The sequence below is a fragment of the Staphylococcus marylandisciuri genome, assembly GCF_025519785.1.
GTDB lineage: Bacteria > Bacillota > Bacilli > Staphylococcales > Staphylococcaceae > Staphylococcus > Staphylococcus marylandisciuri.
The window spans coordinates 20,878-38,806 of record NZ_JAOPKZ010000019.1 but is presented as its reverse complement, the minus strand read 5'-3'; the positions used below and the strand labels follow the sequence as shown (position 1 = coordinate 38,806).

Here is a 17,929-nt window from a genome sequence, read left to right as displayed (position 1 = left end):
GACAATATGCTACAAATTATGTTACGATACAATTTGTAGTGAGGTGGAATAATATGCCAAAGAGTATTGGAGATATTAAAAATTCGCTTGATTGTCATTTAGGGAACCGTATCGTTCTTAAAGCTAATGGAGGGCGTAAAAAGACGATTGAACGTTCAGGTGTATTAAAAGAGACTTACGCTTCTGTCTTTATCGTTGAACTTGATCCTGACAAACATAATTTTGAGCGCGTATCTTACACATATACAGATGTTCTCACTGATAACGTTCAGGTTTCTTTCGAAGAAGGTAATCATCAAGAAGTAGTTGCGCACTAAGGTATAATAAAGAGTTATAGTGATATACATAGTTGAGTAGCTCTTGTCGTGGGTTATTCTAACTTCATGAATTCAGAACGATGGTTTAGAAATAAACAAGCTGCAATTTAAAGGATAGGTAAAAGAGATATGTTGGTACAATCATTGCCAATATATCTCTTTTTATATTCGTCATATTTACTGCACTTAGACTGAAGAAATTAGGCTCTTTGTCAGATAGGCCTGGTTATGGAAATCCAGAGGTTAAGCAGTATTGCGCTGCTTAATCTTTTGTTCGCCTGGCATGGGCAACAACTTGACGGTGAAAGACCTTAAACTTATTGTAAATAAGGAAAAGAGTAAAGTAGGTACTGTCACACGTTTAACGTTCTTGAGTTGTCTAATGACCAGAGTAGATGGCATTTATCGTTTCAGACCGACTCCGGCTGCAAAAGAAAATTTAAAACGCACCTTAAGACGTCTAACGAAACGAAATAGACCAGGCACCTTCAAAGAGATTATAACAGAAATTAATCAAGTAACTCGAGGATGGATAAACTACTTTGGGAGAGGGTTTACTAAAGGTTTCATAACGAAATTACAATCATGGTTAAACCGACGCATTAGACAACTCCTACTCAAGAGATGGAAACGAACAAGAACAAAATATAAGATGCTGCGCCAATATGGACTTGATAAACAGATTGCATTGAGAGTAGCACAATTACGTAAGAAATACTGACGCTTATTGTCTACGCACGAGGTTTATAGTGCACTTACAACAAAACAACTCTACAAGTGGGGACTAATACCTTTAGTCGAACTTGCAGAGCTGGCTTACGCAACATATTGAGCCACCAAGTACGGCCCCGTATGCTTGGCGGCGTGAGAGGACGAATAGTCAACTAATGGCTCTTCTCCTACTTGATTTATATTCATTAAGTTAAGAAAGGGAAAAGTTATGACATTAGACAGATAAGAGTGTAAGTAAAGTGTATGTCCACGTTATATAAAAAAGAACCGTAGGCCAGTAAAATCTACGGTTTTCACCATGTCATGAAACTAGCACTATGTTAGTTATTTTCCAAATTTTCAACAGAGCACATTAATAATACTCTGAGTATTTATATATGAAGTTAATTAAAATAAGAGCTATTACTATATATACCATTATACTAATATTAAAGATTAGAAAGTCAGAACTCCATAATTTTGAAATAGGTTGATTGAAATAGTTTAAAAATCCACCTACGGAAGGGACAATAATTAAAATATATTTTAAAATATGTTGATTGTTAACTAATATAAATTTAATAATTGATAGTAAAGTAAGTAGCATTAATAATAACCAACTATACTTTCTAGACAATATAGTTTGTATGCGACTAAACGTTCCGAGAATAACACCTAACATAACTACGATAATATGTAAGTATATGCTTAGGAAGAGGTATTGGAAAGTCATAGCTTCAGAAAACCTATATGTAATAATAGGAAAGATGATAGAAATAATTATTAATGGTGTTGTAGAAATAAAGGAGAAAAATATTTTCAAATTCAAAAATTTAAGTTTGGAATTTAATTGTACAAAGAGTAAATGTTTTTCACTATTTAGTTCCAAATCAAAAATAGTAACCGTTATCCACGACGAGATTAAGAATAAAATGATAGTAGATGCAGCATAGCTAGATAGTATATTTTGATTATTATAATAGTAAAAAATGAAAATCCATACTATATGAGTTACATATGGAGGTATAAATGAATAAGAGCGGAAAAATTTTTTGAATTGATAAGTAAGAAAACTCATTCATTATCCTCCTCATTCTTTACAGTGTCTATTATTGCCCCTTTTTGAATTAGTTCATATAGCACTTTATTTGTTATAGTTAAAGGGACACAAATTTTTAATTTTAATTTATTGTCTTCTTCAATTATATTGTAATCAAAGTCACTATTATTGACAATTTCGGATGGTTCAATATTGGAAAAGTTATCTAAAACTATAATTTTTTTATTTTTACGTTGATTTTGTACTGAAGTATGTAGTTTTGTTTCTATATTTATTATATCAGTTACTAATCTTTCATTAATATACCTTTCATGGGAACTTAGAACGATGGTAGCTGTTTGTTTCAAATTAGATAAATAATCTATTAAATAATCTATAGAATTGTTATCTAAACCAACAAAAGGTTCATCGAAAATATAAATGTCTGCATTTTTTATTAGACATTGTGCGAGGTTTACTTTTTGTTGAGTTCCTTTAGAGCAATTTTTAATTTTATAATTTAGAAAATTATGTAAATTTAAGCCTTTAATCATTTTTCTTAATTTATCATTGTTAAATGACATTCTATAACATTTTGAGACAAATATTAAATATTCTTCAACTGTTAAGTTTAAATAATCAGGAAAATGATCAGGAGCATAGCTTATTTGTCCATTAATATTTATAGAACCCCTCGTTACTTTATATAACTGTGCAATTAATTTTAAAGTTACACTTTTTCCTGAACCATTACTTCCTTTTATAAGAGTGATTGAATTTTTAGGTATGTGAAAATTCATATTTTCTAATATACATATATGATCTAAATCTTTAGAAACATTATGAGCCTCTATTGACGATTTCATAATTATAGTCTCCTTTCAAATTTTATATAGAATACATTATAAATTTATTTTTTCTGTTTTTGGAAGAGTTCTTAACTCTTTAATTGTAAACCATATTATAGAGACAACTAAAAATATGATTGCACATATTAACATAATTAAATGAGAATTTATATATTTAGATATAATACCTGAGAATAAAGAACCTACAGGCATTACAGCAACACTTAAACTGTTAATTACAATGTAAACACTTCCTATTTTTTCAATACTTATTATTTTCTGAGCTGTAGAAAGTAGCAAAACGTTAGATATACCAATAGGCACCCAAGTTAGAGAAAAAAATAATATGGAAAAAGTAATATTAGAATATATTGTGAAAATAAAACATAATGAGCTAAAAAAAGAACATGAAAATATGTAATTTTCCTAAAGGAAAACGATCAAAATATTTTGATGATAATGCTCCTAATAATGCTCCAATTGATAAACTAGCTAAATATAAACCATAATAATAAGATTCTCCTCCTTTATTAAAAGAAAATTCTGGCAGTACATCCAATGTCATACCTGAAGCAAAGTTTAACAAAAGAAATCCGACAAGTAATTTGATGATTATAAAAGAAAAGACAAATCTGAACCCATCGTATCTATCTAGGAAAAATTCCTTCAGTGTAAGAGATGAGTTATCTTTTGAAAAATCAGGTACTTTTAGAAAAAAAAAGACATGCTGCAATGACGAATAATATTGAATTATATATATACATAGAAAAAAACTCCAACTAATGATATTAGAATACCTGAAAGAGAATTAAATATTGTATCAGTACCTTGATAAGCTATCGTTAGTAACGAGTTAGCTTTTGTAATATAACTTTTTAGTACTATATATGGTAATAGTAGAATGTGTGCTGAATTATTAAATTGATTCAAACAACTTAATATGAAAATAATAGATAGTAATACGAATTAAGGCAATAATTTCACGATTTAGGTGGATTTTTTCAAGAAAACACTTTAATTACATTTTAAATATGTTACCCTACTTATATATAACTTTATAATGATACATTTATAAAAATTCAAAGAAGTTCAAACTAAAAGCTTGAATAACGGATGGACTATGGGAGCAGGAGTAGTAGTTGGCGCTGGAGCTGCCATAGTTGGCCGATTATTAATAGCTACATAAAGGGAGGAGTGATTTTGTGAAATTAAGTAATCTTGCTTTACTAAGTTCCATTATGATCTTAATAGCAATAGGTTTAATAACGTACAATCAATCAGAGAATCCTAATATATATATAGTTGCTACTTTAAGTATAATCTTGGGAATTATTTCTATTAATATTTTTTCTAATGTTTTAAAGCATAAATCAAAAAAAAGAGGAAATTATTAGTTGAAATTTGAAGAGGTAAAACAACAGAAGTTAATGGATCTACATCTGATGTCGTAATAGGCGTATTAGTTGTAGCAGCTACTATAGCAGTATTAACTTAAAGCCTCTATGCCTTTAAGAAATTTGAATATGTAATTTTTATTATAAAGTCAAATTTTTTAATTTTCCTACAATAGGTATTCTGGCAAGAGGGGGAGCGGGACAGAAATCTTTTTATTCAAATTAGATTTCTGTCCCGCTCCGATTTTTGTCGGCGTGGCTATATGTCACCTATTTCTGAGGGCCTATACTAAATAGGACCGGTTGAAGTAGCCAGTCCTATTCAGTATAGATCCGGTTTCTAAATGTAACATTGCAGTAGATATAACTGAATCTAAAAATTATTCTTTACATTTATTTCGTCAAAAGAAAAAGGTAATGTGTTAGCATCGAATTCTTTAAGTTCGTTATACATAGAAAAAACAAATTAATCTTAGTGGAAGTGAAATTTCTTATTTATTATCTTGAACGTCACTTATATATTTTGTAGTGTTATGTTACATATTAAAAGACCCCCAGTAGTTGTTTATTGAATGATTGATTTAATCATACTACTAGTTTTTTTAAGTAAGATTTCTTTTAATAATTAAAATAGAGTTATTTTTATATAGTATCAAGATAAGAAAAAACTCGGTTTAAAAAACATGAAAAAGGAGTCATTTATGCTAAATATCAAAGACCAAAAATATTTCGAAAGAGCATTAAAAACCTTTATAATAGTTACAACTTTGTTATTAATAACAATTATCCTTGCTTTTTTCTTTCATCCCACACAAGAATTCATAAAAGAATTAAGTTTAAAATCTCCCAAGAGAGTAAGTGAAACCCATGGATTAACAAAAGTTTGGGGTTTTATAAAAACTAATGGATTTTTTGTGCCAATACAAATGTTTATACTCTCTTTAATACCCATACCTTTTTTATATACTTTGAATTTAATAGCCACAGTAGTAGTACCGGGTATAATGTTTGGTTTTTTTATCAATTTTAATACATATAAAGGTTTAACTCATTTTATCGCATTTATTCCACATTATACTTTCGAAGTTATGAGTTACTGTATAATTGTTAGTGGTCTTTATATGCTAAATAAATCCTTAACACAAAAGATAAGCAATTTATTTAGAAAGGAAAAAAAGTATACCTACTCTTTCAAAACGAGTTTACTTAATTTATTAAAGACATATTTATTTATATGTTTACCATTGGTTATTTTAGCTGCATTCACTGAAACATATATAGCTGATTTTCTAGCAAATCTAATGAATTAAAAATATGTAATGGCTTTATTTTTTTCTAGAACGAGTAATTATCATATAACTAAAAAGACCACTAAATAAAATAAATAAGAATATACGCATTTTCTATCTCCTTTTTAACAATCTTTATCACAAAAAGTTATTGCTTTACAAGACTGTTATCCGTCGTTGTAATCTGATTAACTCTCATAAGGACGCACTTATGCGTTCTAAAAGATTGTGTGCAAATTCGTATCGACCTACGTCGATTTTTTAAAATGTTCTTTAAAGAATCAAAGGTGTAGCTTAGATATAAGAATTGAAATATCATCAAAATTAGGCTTTTTATCACCTAAGACTAATGATTGTAAATGGGAGAGGCTGGGACATAAATCCCAGCCTCTTCAACATCTCGGCAGTAGATGACTGATTTGAAAACGCGCTTGTATCAAGCTTTTTTCAATTCTAGTCATCTTTGCCGGGGCGGGACTACGAAATCTTTTTATTCAAATTAGATTTCTGTCCCGCTCCCTCTTTCAACATCTCGGCAGTAGATGACTGATTTGAAAACGCGCTTGTATCAAGCTTTTTTCAATTCTAGTCATCCTTGCCGGGGCGGGACTACGAAATCTTTTTTGTTCAAATTGAACTTCTGTCCCGCTCCTTTTTTTGTGCTCTATTTAGTATCGAGCCGAAATGAATTAACGTAAAGTAGACTTTTCCCTGAGCGATATGGCATTAATTGTTTGAATATAACTAAACTGAAAAATATATTATAAAGAGATTAATAATGAGTGATTCTAAAATGATAAAGTATAACGTAAACTACGAGTTTATGTTAAAATCGTCTTAATAGCGTTTCGTGAATGAAAGAAGGTGGGAAGATGATTTTTGAAACAGCGCCAGCGAAAATTAATTTCACACTGGACGCCCTCTACAAAAGAGAAGATGGTTATCATGAAGTGGAAATGATCATGTCCACAATAGACTTAAACGATCATTTATCTTTCGAACTTCGTAACGATAAGAAGATTGTTGTAGAGGTCGAACAAAATTATGTTCCTACCGATGAAAAAAATTTAGCTTATAAAGCAGCTAAGCTCATGACAGAAACTTATAACCTGGCACAAGGCGTAACGATAACATTGGATAAAGACATCCCAGTCTCCGCAGGGCTAGGAGGCGGTTCTTCAGATGCTGCTGCAACATTAAGAGGGATGAACAGGTTATTTGATCTTAATCGTTCAATGGAGGAATTAAGTGAGTTAGGCTTATGCATCGGTACCGACGTTCCTTTTTGTGTTCAAGGTCAAACTGCTTTTTGTACAGGTAAAGGGGAGCGGATCCAACCATTAAACAAACCACCATCTGCATGGGTGATTGTAGCGAAGCCTGACCTTGGTATTTCGTCGCCAGATGTATTTAAAACGCTTAATTTAGAAGAAAGTTACCAAGTACACACTCAAGAATGTTTAAAGGCACTGGCGTCTCATGATTATTTAAAGTTGTGTCAGAATTTGTCTAATAGGTTAGAGACAATTTCAGGTGCGAAACACAAAGAAATTATGAAGATAAAGTCAAACATGCTCCGCAGCGGAGCGGATGGAGCAGTGATGAGTGGGAGTGGTCCTACTGTATTTGCCCTAGCTCAAAAGGAAAGACAGGCGAAGAAAGTGTATAATGCTGTGAACGGCTGCTGTAATGAAGTATATTTAGTGAGATTGTTAGGATAGAAAGGGTGAATGAAATGCGGTTTAAGAGAAGTGAACGTATAGTTTATATGACACAATATTTAATGAATCATCCGAATGAACTCGTACCTTTGACTTTTTTCGTACAGAAATTTAGGCAAGCGAAATCTTCTATTAGTGAAGATGTTCAAATTATTAGAGATACGTTTCAAAAAGAAGGGCTTGGCGTAGTTAAGACAGTGGCAGGTGCTAGCGGAGGTGTAATGTATAAACCAGAAATGGGGAAAGAAGAGGCTCGTGAGGTAATAGAAGAAGTTATAGAGCTCCTTCAAGAGAAAGATCGCCTACTGCCAGGGGGATACTTGTTCTTATCTGATTTAATGGGTAACCCTACATTGTTAAATAAGATAGGTAAACTCATTGCTACGTTATACGCGGAAGAGGATTTAGATGCAGTAGTAACTATCGCTACGAAAGGGATATCTTTAGCTAATGCAGTTGCAAGTGCTCTCAACCTACCAGTGGTAGTTATCCGTAAAGATAACAAAGTGACTGAAGGGTCTACGGTTTCAATTAACTACGTTTCAGGATCCTCTCGTAAGATAGAAACTATGGTGCTTTCTAAGCGTACGTTACCAGAGGGTTCAAATGTATTAGTGGTTGATGATTTTATGCGCGCTGGTGGTTCTATCAACGGCGTAATGAATTTAATGAATGAGTTTAAAGCTACTGTAAAAGGGGTATCTGTACTTGTAGAATCCAAAGAAGTAAAACAAAGATTGATTGAAGATTATACTTCCTTAGTAAGGCTATCGGACGTCGATGAGTACAACCAAGAATTTACAGTTGAAAAAGGCAATAGTCTAGATAAGTTTTCACAAAAGGAGAGATAACAACATGAATTTAATAAATACTTCTAAGGCACCGGAAGCATTAGGTCCTTATTCGCATGCTACTAAAATAGATAATTTAATTTTCACATCTGGTCAAATTCCATTAACAGTGGAAGGCGAAATTGTGAGCGATGATGTGAAAGTACAAACTAAACAAGTATTAGAAAACTTGAAAGTTGTTCTTGATGAAGCAGGTTCAGATTTAGAATCTGTCATTAAAGCAACTATTTTTATTGCGAATATGGATGATTTTCACTTAATTAATGAAGTTTACGGTAGTTACTTCGACAATCATCAACCAGCGAGAAGTTGTGTTGAGGTTGCTCGACTACCAAAAGACGTTAAAGTTGAAATTGAACTTATTGCTAAAGTAAAATAGTTTAAGGAATATAATTTTAATTAAAAATTGTTAAGCTTCTATACAAAGAGATACTAGGGGGGCTCACTACATGAAAGTGACAGATGTAAGACTTAGAAAGATACAAACAGATGGTAGAATGAAAGCACTTGTTTCAGTTACGTTAGATGAATCATTTGTTGTGCATGATTTACGCGTAATTGAAGGCAACTCAGGTCTTTTCGTCGCGATGCCAAGCAAGAGAACACCCGATGGTGAATTTCGTGATATCGCACATCCAATCAACTCAGATATGAGACAAGAGATACAAGATGCAGTAATGAAAGTTTATGATGAAACTGATGAAGTTATTCCTGATAAAAATGCGAAAACATCAGATGAGAACTCAGAGTCTGAGGACGCAGAAGAAAACGACGCTTAAGCTGTTAAAGCTGAAGTGCTAAGTTAAAAATAGATTGAACAAACAACACTATGTTACCCTCTGTGTTTAGCGAAGGTAACGAGTGAAATTACGTGATTGAATTGGCTATCAGACGCTTCTAACGAGGTGTTTGATAGCCTTTTTATGGGCTCTTTGTCAAATAGGACTGGTTGGGTCGCCAGTCCTATTTAGTATAGACCCTTTTTATGTGATTGACTTTAGCGAGTGATGATGGACAATCACTCAATTATTAAACAATCTCTATACTAGCTCACAAATTGTAATTCCATTTTAGTAATTAAAGTAACTACGGTCTGGTTGCTAAAAAAGTAAGATCGAACATGAAATGATCGTCCGATAGTTGGCTGAATTGTAATTGCACAGGTAAATATTTTTAAAACGGTACCGATGTTTTTCTCACTTCTTTTGAAGAACAAACAGCGTTAAAGGTCAAATTCTCAATCACTGAGGTTTGAACGGTCTTCTCATTCAAGCAGCAACGCTGGTAATTAACGTAGTCGTGATTAAAAAGAGTGAACAGAGAAGGTGAATGTTACGCCTCTGAAAAGCGGGGAAAGGTTCGACCTTGAAACTACGTGTTGCGTTAAATTATAATAAGGTAGAAGTGTAAATTTAATGGAGGGTTAGCATTCATGCATAGACGTGCAATCGTACTCGCAGCGGGCAAGGGTACACGTATGAAATCAAAGAAATATAAAGTGCTACATGAAATTGCTGGTAAGTCAATGATCGAACATGTTGTTAATAATGTAAATGCATCTGGTGTAGAGGAATTAGTTACAATTGTTGGTCATGGTGCAGAGAACGTTAAAGAAACTTTGGGGGAACAGTCATTATATAGTTATCAAGAAGAACAACTTGGTACCGCGCATGCCGTTAAGATGGCTGAAGAACATTTTGCAGACAAACAAGGTACAACATTAGTGGTTTGTGGAGACACGCCTCTCGTGACAGCAGATACATTCAAATCATTATTAGAGCACCACGAAGCTCACCGTGCACAAGCGACAGTTCTTACAGCTACAGCACCTAATCCTTATGGTTATGGAAGAATCGTTAAAGACGAAGCAGGGCGTTTAGTGAATATAGTAGAGCAAAAAGACGCCGATGAAGCTGAAAAAGCCATTACGGAAATAAGTTCAGGTATCTTCGCTTTTGACAACGAAACTTTATTTAATAAACTGACTCAAGTGAAAAATGATAATGCTCAAGGAGAATACTATTTACCTGATGTGTTGTCACTTATCTTAGAAGATAATGGGATAGTGGAAATCTATCACACTAACGACTTCGACGAAATAATGGGTGTAAATGATCGTGTAATGTTGAGTCAAGCAGCGAAAGCTTTACGAGTACGAATTAACGAAGCGCATATGAGAAATGGTGTCACTATTATCGATCCAGAAAATACATACATTGAGTCTGATGTAGAAATTGGAGTGGATTCTGTTATTGAACCGGGCGTGAAGTTATCTGGGAAGACTGTGGTTGGTGAAGATACAGTCATAGGGCAGTACTCAGAGGTATCAAATAGTCGAATTGGTTCTAATGTCTCTATTAAACAGTCTGTCATAGATGAGGCAACCGTGCAGGATAACGCAAAGATAGGCCCATTTGCTCAACTGCGTCCAGCATCTCATATCGGAGAGCATGTTAAAGTTGGAAACTTTGTTGAAGTTAAGAAATCTGAAGTGAGAGCTGGAGCTAAATTGCCACACTTAAGTTATATTGGCGACGCTGTGATTGGCGAACGCACTAATATAGGATGCGGTTCTATTACTGTAAACTACGATGGTAAGAATAAATTTAAGACAATTATAGGCAAAGAATCATTTATTGGCTGTAATACTAATCTTATCGCTCCGCTGACGTTAGGTGATCGAGTGACTACAGGTGCTGGTTCAACTATTACAGATGACGTTGCCGATAACAGCCTTGCACTAGCACGGTCTAGACAAACTACTAAAGAAGGGTATTTTAAAAAATAACTTGTAGTGTAAGTGAATATATTAGAGAATAATAATATGATATATGTAAGCGTTTGCTTACATTTGGGTATAGTATATATAACTTAAACTGCGTAAGAATTGAAAGCTTTATTTCAACGTGATTAGCGTGGTAGAAATTGAATCAGATCCTGTAAAGCGCAGAGAGACTTCAGAGGGTATGAGACTACCATCTTTTATATTGAGAAATGACCTTTAACTTTCGCAAAGAATAACAAGAAGTGAACAAACTAATTGGAGGACTCTAAATGTTAAACAATGAATATAAGAATTCATCTCTTAAAATCTTTTCTTTGAAGGGGAATGAACCACTGGCACAGGAGGTTGCTGACAAGGTAGGTATTGAATTAGGTAAATGTTCAGTCAAACGTTTTAGTGATGGTGAAATTCAAATCAATATAGAAGAAAGTATTCGTGGTTGTGATGTGTTCATTATCCAACCTACATCATATCCTGTTAACTTACATTTAATGGAACTACTCATTATGATAGACGCATGTAAACGTGCTTCAGCTGCGACAATTAACATTGTAGTACCTTACTACGGTTACGCACGTCAGGATAGAAAAGCGCGTAGTCGTGAACCTATTACTGCGAAATTAGTGGCTAACTTGATTGAAACTGCTGGAGCAGATCGCATGATTGCTCTTGATCTACACGCGCCTCAAATACAAGGTTTCTTTGATATCCCAATCGACCACTTAATGGGCGTACCTATCCTAGCTGATTATTTCCAAAATGAAACGGATATCGATCCAGAAGAATGTGTAGTGGTTTCGCCAGACCATGGCGGTGTGACACGTGCGCGTAAACTTGCAGACATCTTGAAAACGCCTATAGCGATCATTGACAAAAGACGTCCTAAACCTAACGTAGCTGAAGTGATGAACATCGTGGGTGAAATTGAAGGACGCACTGCAATTATCATCGATGATATTATCGATACAGCTGGTACGATCACGCTAGCAGCGCAAGCTCTAAAAGATAAAGGGGCAAAGGAAGTATACGCTTGTTGTACTCACCCTGTGCTCTCTGGTCCAGCGAAGGAGCGCATTGAGAACTCAGCAATAAAAGAACTCGTGGTAACAAATTCCATCAATCTTGATGAATCGCGTAAACCTGACAACACGAAACGTTTATCTGTAGCAGAATTATTAGGACAAGCTATTGTGCGCGTCTACGAGCGTGAATCTGTCAGTGTGCTATTTGACTAATCATTTTTGAACGTGTATAATAAATTCGTTCGTGATTTTGCGGACAAATAAACACTTGCAAGCAACGAGACGTTGATGGGCAAGTGAGGAGCTCTAAAGAGAGCAAATTGAAAGGTGGAAATAGAGATGGCTTCATTAAAGTCAATCATCCGTCAAGGGAAACAAACGCGTTCAGAATTAAAAGCGTTAAGAAATGCTGGTAAAGTACCTAGTGTTGTATATGGTTATGGTACTAAGAACGTTTCAGTTAAAGTTGATGAAGTAGAATTCATCAAAGTTATTCGTGAAGTTGGCCGTAACGGTGTTATCGATTTAGGCGTAGGTTCTAAATCAATCAAAGTCATGGTGGCTGACTATCAATTCGATCCTCTTAAAAACAAAATCACTCACATTGACTTCTTAGCGATCAATATGAGTGAAGAACGTACGGTTGAAGTACCTGTACACTTAACTGGTGAAGCTGTTGGCGCTAAAGAAGGCGGCGTAGTTGAACAACCGCTATTCGACTTAGAGGTTACAGCTACTCCAGAAAATATTCCAGAGTACATTGAAGTTGATATTTCTGAATTGAATATTAATGACTCTATTTCAGTAGAGGATCTTAGAACTAAAGGTGACTTCACTATTGAGAACGAAGGCACTGATTCAGTCGTAACTGTCGTACCACCAACTGAAGAACCTTCTGAAGAAGAAATCGAAGAAATGGAAGGCGATTCAGAAGCTGAAGAACCAGAAGTTGTTGGTGAAAGTGATAACGAAGACAACGACGAAGATGGCAATAAAGACGAAGAGTAATTTGTACTGCTAGTATAAATAGCACATTACTTATCGCTGGTAACGATGGGGGAGCGGGACTGAAATCTTTTTATTCAAAATAGATTTCAGTCCCGCTCCCATCTTTATCTATCCTTTTATGAGCGGACGACTTCTCCTTCTGTATAAGAAGTGTACGCACATCAATCCACTGCGTAATGCCTTCACTTTTCTCCTCGTATCTTATATTTCCTAGAAATTAAAATAAAATAACAAAGTACTTATAGCTGATAGACATAAAATAACAAAAGTAATTAGAGTTAGAGTTGTATAAATATATACACCCATTTATACATTATAGTTAAAAAAATAAATTCTTATCTAAAATGATTTTGATGAAGTAAAAACTTATTACTCAGAGCTTAAAAATATTATCAATGAAAAAATTGACAATATAGCATTTATAGATTACAGTATAATAAGATTTATAAGTGTGTAAATTTTTAATCTAGTAAAGGTAAAGGAAGTCGAAATGAGTAAGATACAAAATCCCTATTTAAAGGTTGCGTTACTAACAATTTTCTATCTTGTCATCATGGTAGTCTTGTATTTGATATATGGTTCAGGCCAAGCTGAAAACACATTTATTTATAACGAATTCTAATAAACCTCAAGGAGAATATGTCATGAAAGATATTTTACAAATGCTAAAGCAGCATAGTGAATCTCGAGGTGAAACGCATGCTGTGCAACATGAAGACGAAACGATGACTTATGGAGAGTTGGAAACATCTTCAAGTCTTTTAGCTCACATGATAAGACATACTACTAAACCGATCATCCTATACGGTCACATGTCTCCTTACATGATTGCTGGAATGTTTGGAGCTTTGAAAGCAGGATGCGGTTATGTGCCGATCGACACTTCTATTCCTGAACAGCGCGTTCAAACTATTATTAAAAAGGTAGACCCTGATGTCATATTTAATACTTCAAGTGAAGAACTAGCTGTTGAAGGCGTAACGATACTAAACATTGAAGATTTGAAAGCAACAAATACATATAAAGAGCAAGAGCCTCAGATTCAAGATGATTCCATCGCTTACACGATATTTACTTCTGGTTCAACTGGAGAACCTAAAGGAGTGCAAATCTATTACGATAGCTTAGTGGAGTTTGCAAATTGGGTGGTAGAGTTAAATGATAACCAACTAGGACAGCACTGGTTGAATCAAGCGCCACTCTCTTTTGACCTTTCAGTGATGGCTATTTATCCTAGCATCCTCTCAGGAGGGACATTGCAACTAGTAGATAAAAAAATGATAAACAAGCCTATGTTACTCCATGAATTATTTGCTCGAGAACCTATTCATGTATGGGTTTCTACACCTTCATTTATGGAACTGTGCTTGATGCTACCTGAATTCGACGCAGGTTCCCAACCTTCTATGGGAACGTTCTTATTCTGCGGAGAGATTCTAGGACATAAGACGGCATCTATGTTATTGAAGAAATTTCCTAATGCCAAAGTATACAATACGTATGGACCAACAGAAGCAACTGTAGCAGTGACTAGTATCCAAGTTACTGAAGCGCTTTTAAGTAAAGAAAAGGTAATCCCTGTAGGTGCTCCTCGTAAAGGCACTTCTTTGAGCCTAACAGACGACAATGAATTAGTAATAACTGGTAATAGTGTAAGTGCTGGTTATCTCAAAGATCCAGAGCGAACTGAGAAGGTCTTCTTTGATAACGAGGGTCAACGTGCTTATTATTCTGGTGATAGTGCACAATACCGTGAGGGACAGTGGTACATTCAAGGACGCGTAGATAATCAGATTAAGTACAATGGTTATCGGATGGAACTTGAGGAAATCGAAGCTAAGTTAAAGCAATTAGATCACGTTCGAGAAGCTATAGTAGTGCCAGTCTACAGAAGAGGGAAAGTGGCGCATCTACTTGGCGTAACCATGACTACCCATCAAATTGAAGATGAAGCTCAGACGACACATGATATGAAAGCTGAACTTAAACATATTCTGCCAGAGTATATGATTCCTAAGAAGTTTGTGTTTGTAGATCAATTACCGCTCACGCATAATGGTAAATTAGATCGTAAAAAAATAAATGAGGTATATGGCTCATGACACCGTATGGTAACTTTCATTTCTTTCTCATAGCGTTGATAGTACTAGCTCCTATTATTATTATGGGGTTATTCGGCAAACGCTCTAAGATTTATAACTTTATAAGTACAGCAGTTATGATTGTACTCATATTCTCTGATCACAAACACAATTTATTTGGCAATGAATATTTAAGCTATCAACTCTTTAGCTTTATTCTCTATATTATTTGGCAAGTTATCGTTATTAAGGGATATGAAAAAGTGCGAGTATATTCAAATGCTACATCTTTGTATGTCGCATCTTTCGTGCTCTCAATCCTTCCGCTTGCCGCTGTTAAGATCTTACAAAGTTCTTGGTTGGGCCACGGTCAATTGCACATGCATAGTTCGCGAATCGTCGAATTGTTTGGCTTCTTAGGTATTTCATATGTAATGTTTAAAAGCGTTCAGCTCATTATGGAATTACGCGATGGTTCGATTAAAGAAGTATCAATTTTTAAATTGGTGCAATTTATTACTTTCTTCCCAACCATTTCATCTGGTCCGATTGACCGCTATAAACGTTTTGTTAAAGACGATGATAAAGGGCTAGATCGTCACAAGTATCGCACCTTGCTTGAAAAAGCAGTACATTATATTATGCTCGGCTTCTTATATAAATATATTGTCGCGCATTTAATTCATAGTTATGCGATTGTTCCGTTACAGTTGCATCATTTGAATTCATTCTTAGATTACTTAGGATATATGTATGCCTACAGTTTCTATCTATTCTTTGACTTTGCTGGTTACAGTTTGTTTGCTGTAGCTTTAAGTTACGTCTACGGTATTGAGACACCGATGAACTTCAACCAACCATTTAAAGCAAAGAATATTAAAGACTTCTGGAATCGTTGGCACATGAGTCTTTCTTTCTGGTTCCGTGATTGCGTGTACATGCGTCTCGTGTTCTATATGACTAAAAATAAAATAATGAAGAAGCCTTTGAACATCTCTAATCTCGGCTTCCTTATCAACTTTGGTATTATGGGAATTTGGCATGGACTCGAATCATTTTACATTATCTATGGGTTATATCACGGAGTCTTGTTCATTCTTTATAGTTATTATGAAAAGTGGCGTAAGAAACGCTTTGGCAAGTTGAAACATCCTGTCTTTAACGTCTTGAGTATAGTGATTACATTCCACTTTGTAGCATTTGGATTCTTAATCTTTTCAGGAAAATTATTTAATTAACATAAAGGAGTACGTATATGGAATTTAGAGAACAAGTATTAGATATATTAGCCGAAGTAGCAGAAGACGATATAGTGAAAGAGCAACCAGATATTGAAATCTTTGAAGAAGGCATCATCGATTCTATGCAAACGGTAGGTCTGCTATTAGAGATTCAAAATCAATTGGGTATTGAAGTATCTGTCATGGACTTTGATCGTGATGAATGGGCAACTCCTAATAAAATAGTTAATGTATTAAATGATTTAAGATGAAGAAATACCCTGCAATAATAGCTTTAGTTGTAAGTGCAATAGTGTTTATTGGGTTTCTCTTAACGCCCGCCCAATGGTATAAGCAACATTGGACTACATCTAAGCTAGAGAAAGAAAGCGTCTCACTGACTGATCATGTGCTTAAAGGTACAGATATTCAGAGTGCAATGATGCGTAATAAGAACTTCTATCCTATTTATGGGTCCAGTGAATTAAACAAGAATGATCCTTTCCAACCGGCGATGTTACTTAAAAAGAACAATCAAAATATGTTTTACGTCGGGAAAGGTGGTTCTACAGGTTTACTTCAAACCCTAGCGCTTGGTTCCCAATACTCCAATTTAAAAGGGAAGAAGATGACTGTACTCATCTCGCCGCAATGGTTTTCAAAAACAGGGATGAGTGAAAGCAATTACCAAGGACGCGTTTCTAAGTTACAGATCAATGAAATCTTTGAGAATGAAGATATTCCTATGACTGTAAAGAAACGTTTAGCTCGTCGGTTATTAGACTTCAAAGATAATAAAGATAATGCGTTCTTAAAGGGATACGTAAAAGGTGACACGTCAGGACATTTTGTTAATCCTTGGCAAGCTGATAGCTTACAAAAAATAGAAAGAATCAAAGCATTTAAGCCGGTGAAGCGGTCACCGTTGTCTAAACGCGTAGCTAAACAATCAAGAAAAAATAGAGCGCTTGAACCGCTTGAGAAGAAAGCGATTCGTTACGGTAAGCAGCACAGTAAATCAAATGAATACGGTATCAAAGATCCGTACTGGAAATTGTTAAAGAAACATAAACGTTACATTTCACGTAATCATGAATTCAAGCTCAATTCGCCTGAATTTAAAGACTTGAAGATCCTGACAGAATTATTAGATGCTTCTGGCGCAGATGTACAATATGTAGTCTTGCCAGTGAATGGGAAATGGTACGATCACATCCATATGCCTAAAGATAAACGGTATAGAGTTTATGATAAGATCGATCGTATTATTAAAAAGAAAAACCCACGTGCCAGCATCTATGATATGAGATCTGAAGACTATACGCCTTATGTGATGAGCGATACTGTGCATATTGGTTGGAGAGGTTGGGTCATCCTTTCTCAACATATCCAAGATCATATTGACGGAACTAAAAAGCATCATCAAGAACACAAAGTTCAAGATTGACGTCATTAATTCGTTTATAGTAGAAATATCATCATTCACTTTAACAGATGAAGTTGAAGCGGTCGTTTGTGCTAGACCTGTGAGGGAGAAGGTTCAGCGCTGCTTCAATTTCATCTTTTTACTTATAAGCAATTAACGACTTAGATTTAGAAGTTATGTTATGATAAATAAGAATGCTAAAGGAATTAAGCTTCTT

Annotated in this window: 17 protein-coding genes and 1 pseudogene; 15 read left to right on the top strand and 3 right to left on the bottom strand. The window is 34.6% G+C overall.

Features of this window, described 5'->3' with window-relative positions; genetic code table 11:
* The first annotated feature begins 53 nt into the window (after positions 1-53).
* Complete coding sequence (locus N9R04_RS10730) at positions 54-317, top strand: Veg family protein (RefSeq protein ID WP_262856759.1); 264 nt, start codon at positions 54-56, stop codon at positions 315-317.
* A 304-nt stretch (positions 318-621) separates the two neighbouring features.
* Positions 622-1,149, top strand: a pseudogene (locus tag N9R04_RS10725) (group II intron maturase-specific domain-containing protein); the annotation flags it as partial.
* Positions 1,150-2,102: 953 nt separating this feature from the next.
* Here the strand turns inward: N9R04_RS10725 and N9R04_RS10720 are convergent.
* The 3 genes from N9R04_RS10720 to N9R04_RS10710 all read right to left on the bottom strand — a co-directional run bounded on the left by N9R04_RS10720 (position 2,103) and on the right by N9R04_RS10710 (position 3,648).
* Positions 2,103-2,933, bottom strand: a complete 831-nt coding sequence (locus tag N9R04_RS10720) for an ATP-binding cassette domain-containing protein (protein WP_262856757.1) — start codon at positions 2,931-2,933, stop codon at positions 2,103-2,105.
* A gap of 36 nt (positions 2,934-2,969) precedes the next feature.
* Positions 2,970-3,239 carry a hypothetical protein gene (locus N9R04_RS10715; RefSeq protein ID WP_262856756.1) on the bottom strand — a complete coding sequence of 90 codons (270 nt, stop codon included), beginning with the start codon at positions 3,237-3,239 and terminating at the stop codon, positions 2,970-2,972.
* A gap of 70 nt (positions 3,240-3,309) precedes the next feature.
* The gene (locus N9R04_RS10710; RefSeq protein WP_262856755.1) at positions 3,310-3,648 is read right to left on the bottom strand and encodes a hypothetical protein; all 339 of its coding nucleotides are present in this window, start codon (positions 3,646-3,648) and stop codon (positions 3,310-3,312) included.
* Positions 3,649-5,010: 1,362 nt separating this feature from the next.
* Here N9R04_RS10710 and N9R04_RS10705 point away from each other — a divergent pair.
* The 13 genes from N9R04_RS10705 (at position 5,011) to dltD (ending at position 17,733) form a co-directional block, all read left to right on the top strand.
* On the top strand, positions 5,011-5,619 hold the full coding sequence (locus tag N9R04_RS10705) for a stage II sporulation protein M (protein ID WP_262856754.1): 609 nt from the start codon (positions 5,011-5,013) through the stop codon (positions 5,617-5,619).
* Positions 5,620-6,470: 851 nt separating this feature from the next.
* A complete protein-coding gene (ispE, locus tag N9R04_RS10700; RefSeq protein WP_262856753.1) occupies positions 6,471-7,319 on the top strand; it encodes a 4-(cytidine 5'-diphospho)-2-C-methyl-D-erythritol kinase in 849 nt (282 codons plus the stop codon).
* 14 nt (positions 7,320-7,333) lie between these two features.
* A complete protein-coding gene (purR, locus tag N9R04_RS10695) occupies positions 7,334-8,170 on the top strand; it encodes a pur operon repressor (RefSeq protein WP_262856752.1) in 837 nt (278 codons plus the stop codon).
* Positions 8,171-8,174: 4 nt separating this feature from the next.
* Positions 8,175-8,549 carry a RidA family protein gene (locus N9R04_RS10690; protein WP_262856751.1) on the top strand — a complete coding sequence of 125 codons (375 nt, stop codon included), beginning with the start codon at positions 8,175-8,177 and terminating at the stop codon, positions 8,547-8,549.
* A 70-nt stretch (positions 8,550-8,619) separates the two neighbouring features.
* The gene (gene spoVG / locus N9R04_RS10685; RefSeq protein WP_262856750.1) at positions 8,620-8,949 is read left to right on the top strand and encodes a septation regulator SpoVG; all 330 of its coding nucleotides are present in this window, start codon (positions 8,620-8,622) and stop codon (positions 8,947-8,949) included.
* Positions 8,950-9,602: 653 nt separating this feature from the next.
* A complete protein-coding gene (gene glmU / locus N9R04_RS10680) occupies positions 9,603-10,958 on the top strand; it encodes a bifunctional UDP-N-acetylglucosamine diphosphorylase/glucosamine-1-phosphate N-acetyltransferase GlmU (protein WP_262856749.1) in 1,356 nt (451 codons plus the stop codon).
* Between the two features lie 266 nt (positions 10,959-11,224).
* Complete coding sequence (locus N9R04_RS10675) at positions 11,225-12,190, top strand: ribose-phosphate diphosphokinase (protein ID WP_262856748.1); 966 nt, start codon at positions 11,225-11,227, stop codon at positions 12,188-12,190.
* Between the two features lie 126 nt (positions 12,191-12,316).
* Positions 12,317-12,985, top strand: coding sequence for a 50S ribosomal protein L25/general stress protein Ctc (locus N9R04_RS10670; RefSeq protein WP_262856747.1), 669 nt, complete (start codon positions 12,317-12,319; stop codon positions 12,983-12,985).
* Between the two features lie 490 nt (positions 12,986-13,475).
* A complete protein-coding gene (locus N9R04_RS10665; RefSeq protein WP_262856746.1) occupies positions 13,476-13,607 on the top strand; it encodes a teichoic acid D-Ala incorporation-associated protein DltX in 132 nt (43 codons plus the stop codon).
* Between the two features lie 22 nt (positions 13,608-13,629).
* The gene (gene dltA, locus N9R04_RS10660; protein WP_262856745.1) at positions 13,630-15,087 is read left to right on the top strand and encodes a D-alanine--poly(phosphoribitol) ligase subunit DltA; all 1,458 of its coding nucleotides are present in this window, start codon (positions 13,630-13,632) and stop codon (positions 15,085-15,087) included.
* A complete protein-coding gene (gene dltB / locus N9R04_RS10655) occupies positions 15,084-16,304 on the top strand; it encodes a D-alanyl-lipoteichoic acid biosynthesis protein DltB (protein WP_262856744.1) in 1,221 nt (406 codons plus the stop codon). Before dltA ends, dltB begins: the two co-directional genes overlap by 4 nt.
* A 17-nt stretch (positions 16,305-16,321) precedes the next feature.
* The gene (gene dltC / locus N9R04_RS10650; RefSeq protein WP_262856743.1) at positions 16,322-16,558 is read left to right on the top strand and encodes a D-alanine--poly(phosphoribitol) ligase subunit 2; all 237 of its coding nucleotides are present in this window, start codon (positions 16,322-16,324) and stop codon (positions 16,556-16,558) included.
* Positions 16,555-17,733, top strand: coding sequence for a D-alanyl-lipoteichoic acid biosynthesis protein DltD (gene dltD, locus N9R04_RS10645; RefSeq protein ID WP_262856742.1), 1,179 nt, complete (start codon positions 16,555-16,557; stop codon positions 17,731-17,733). The genes dltC and dltD overlap by 4 nt, the downstream gene beginning before the upstream one ends.
* The last annotated feature ends 196 nt before the right edge of the window (positions 17,734-17,929 follow it).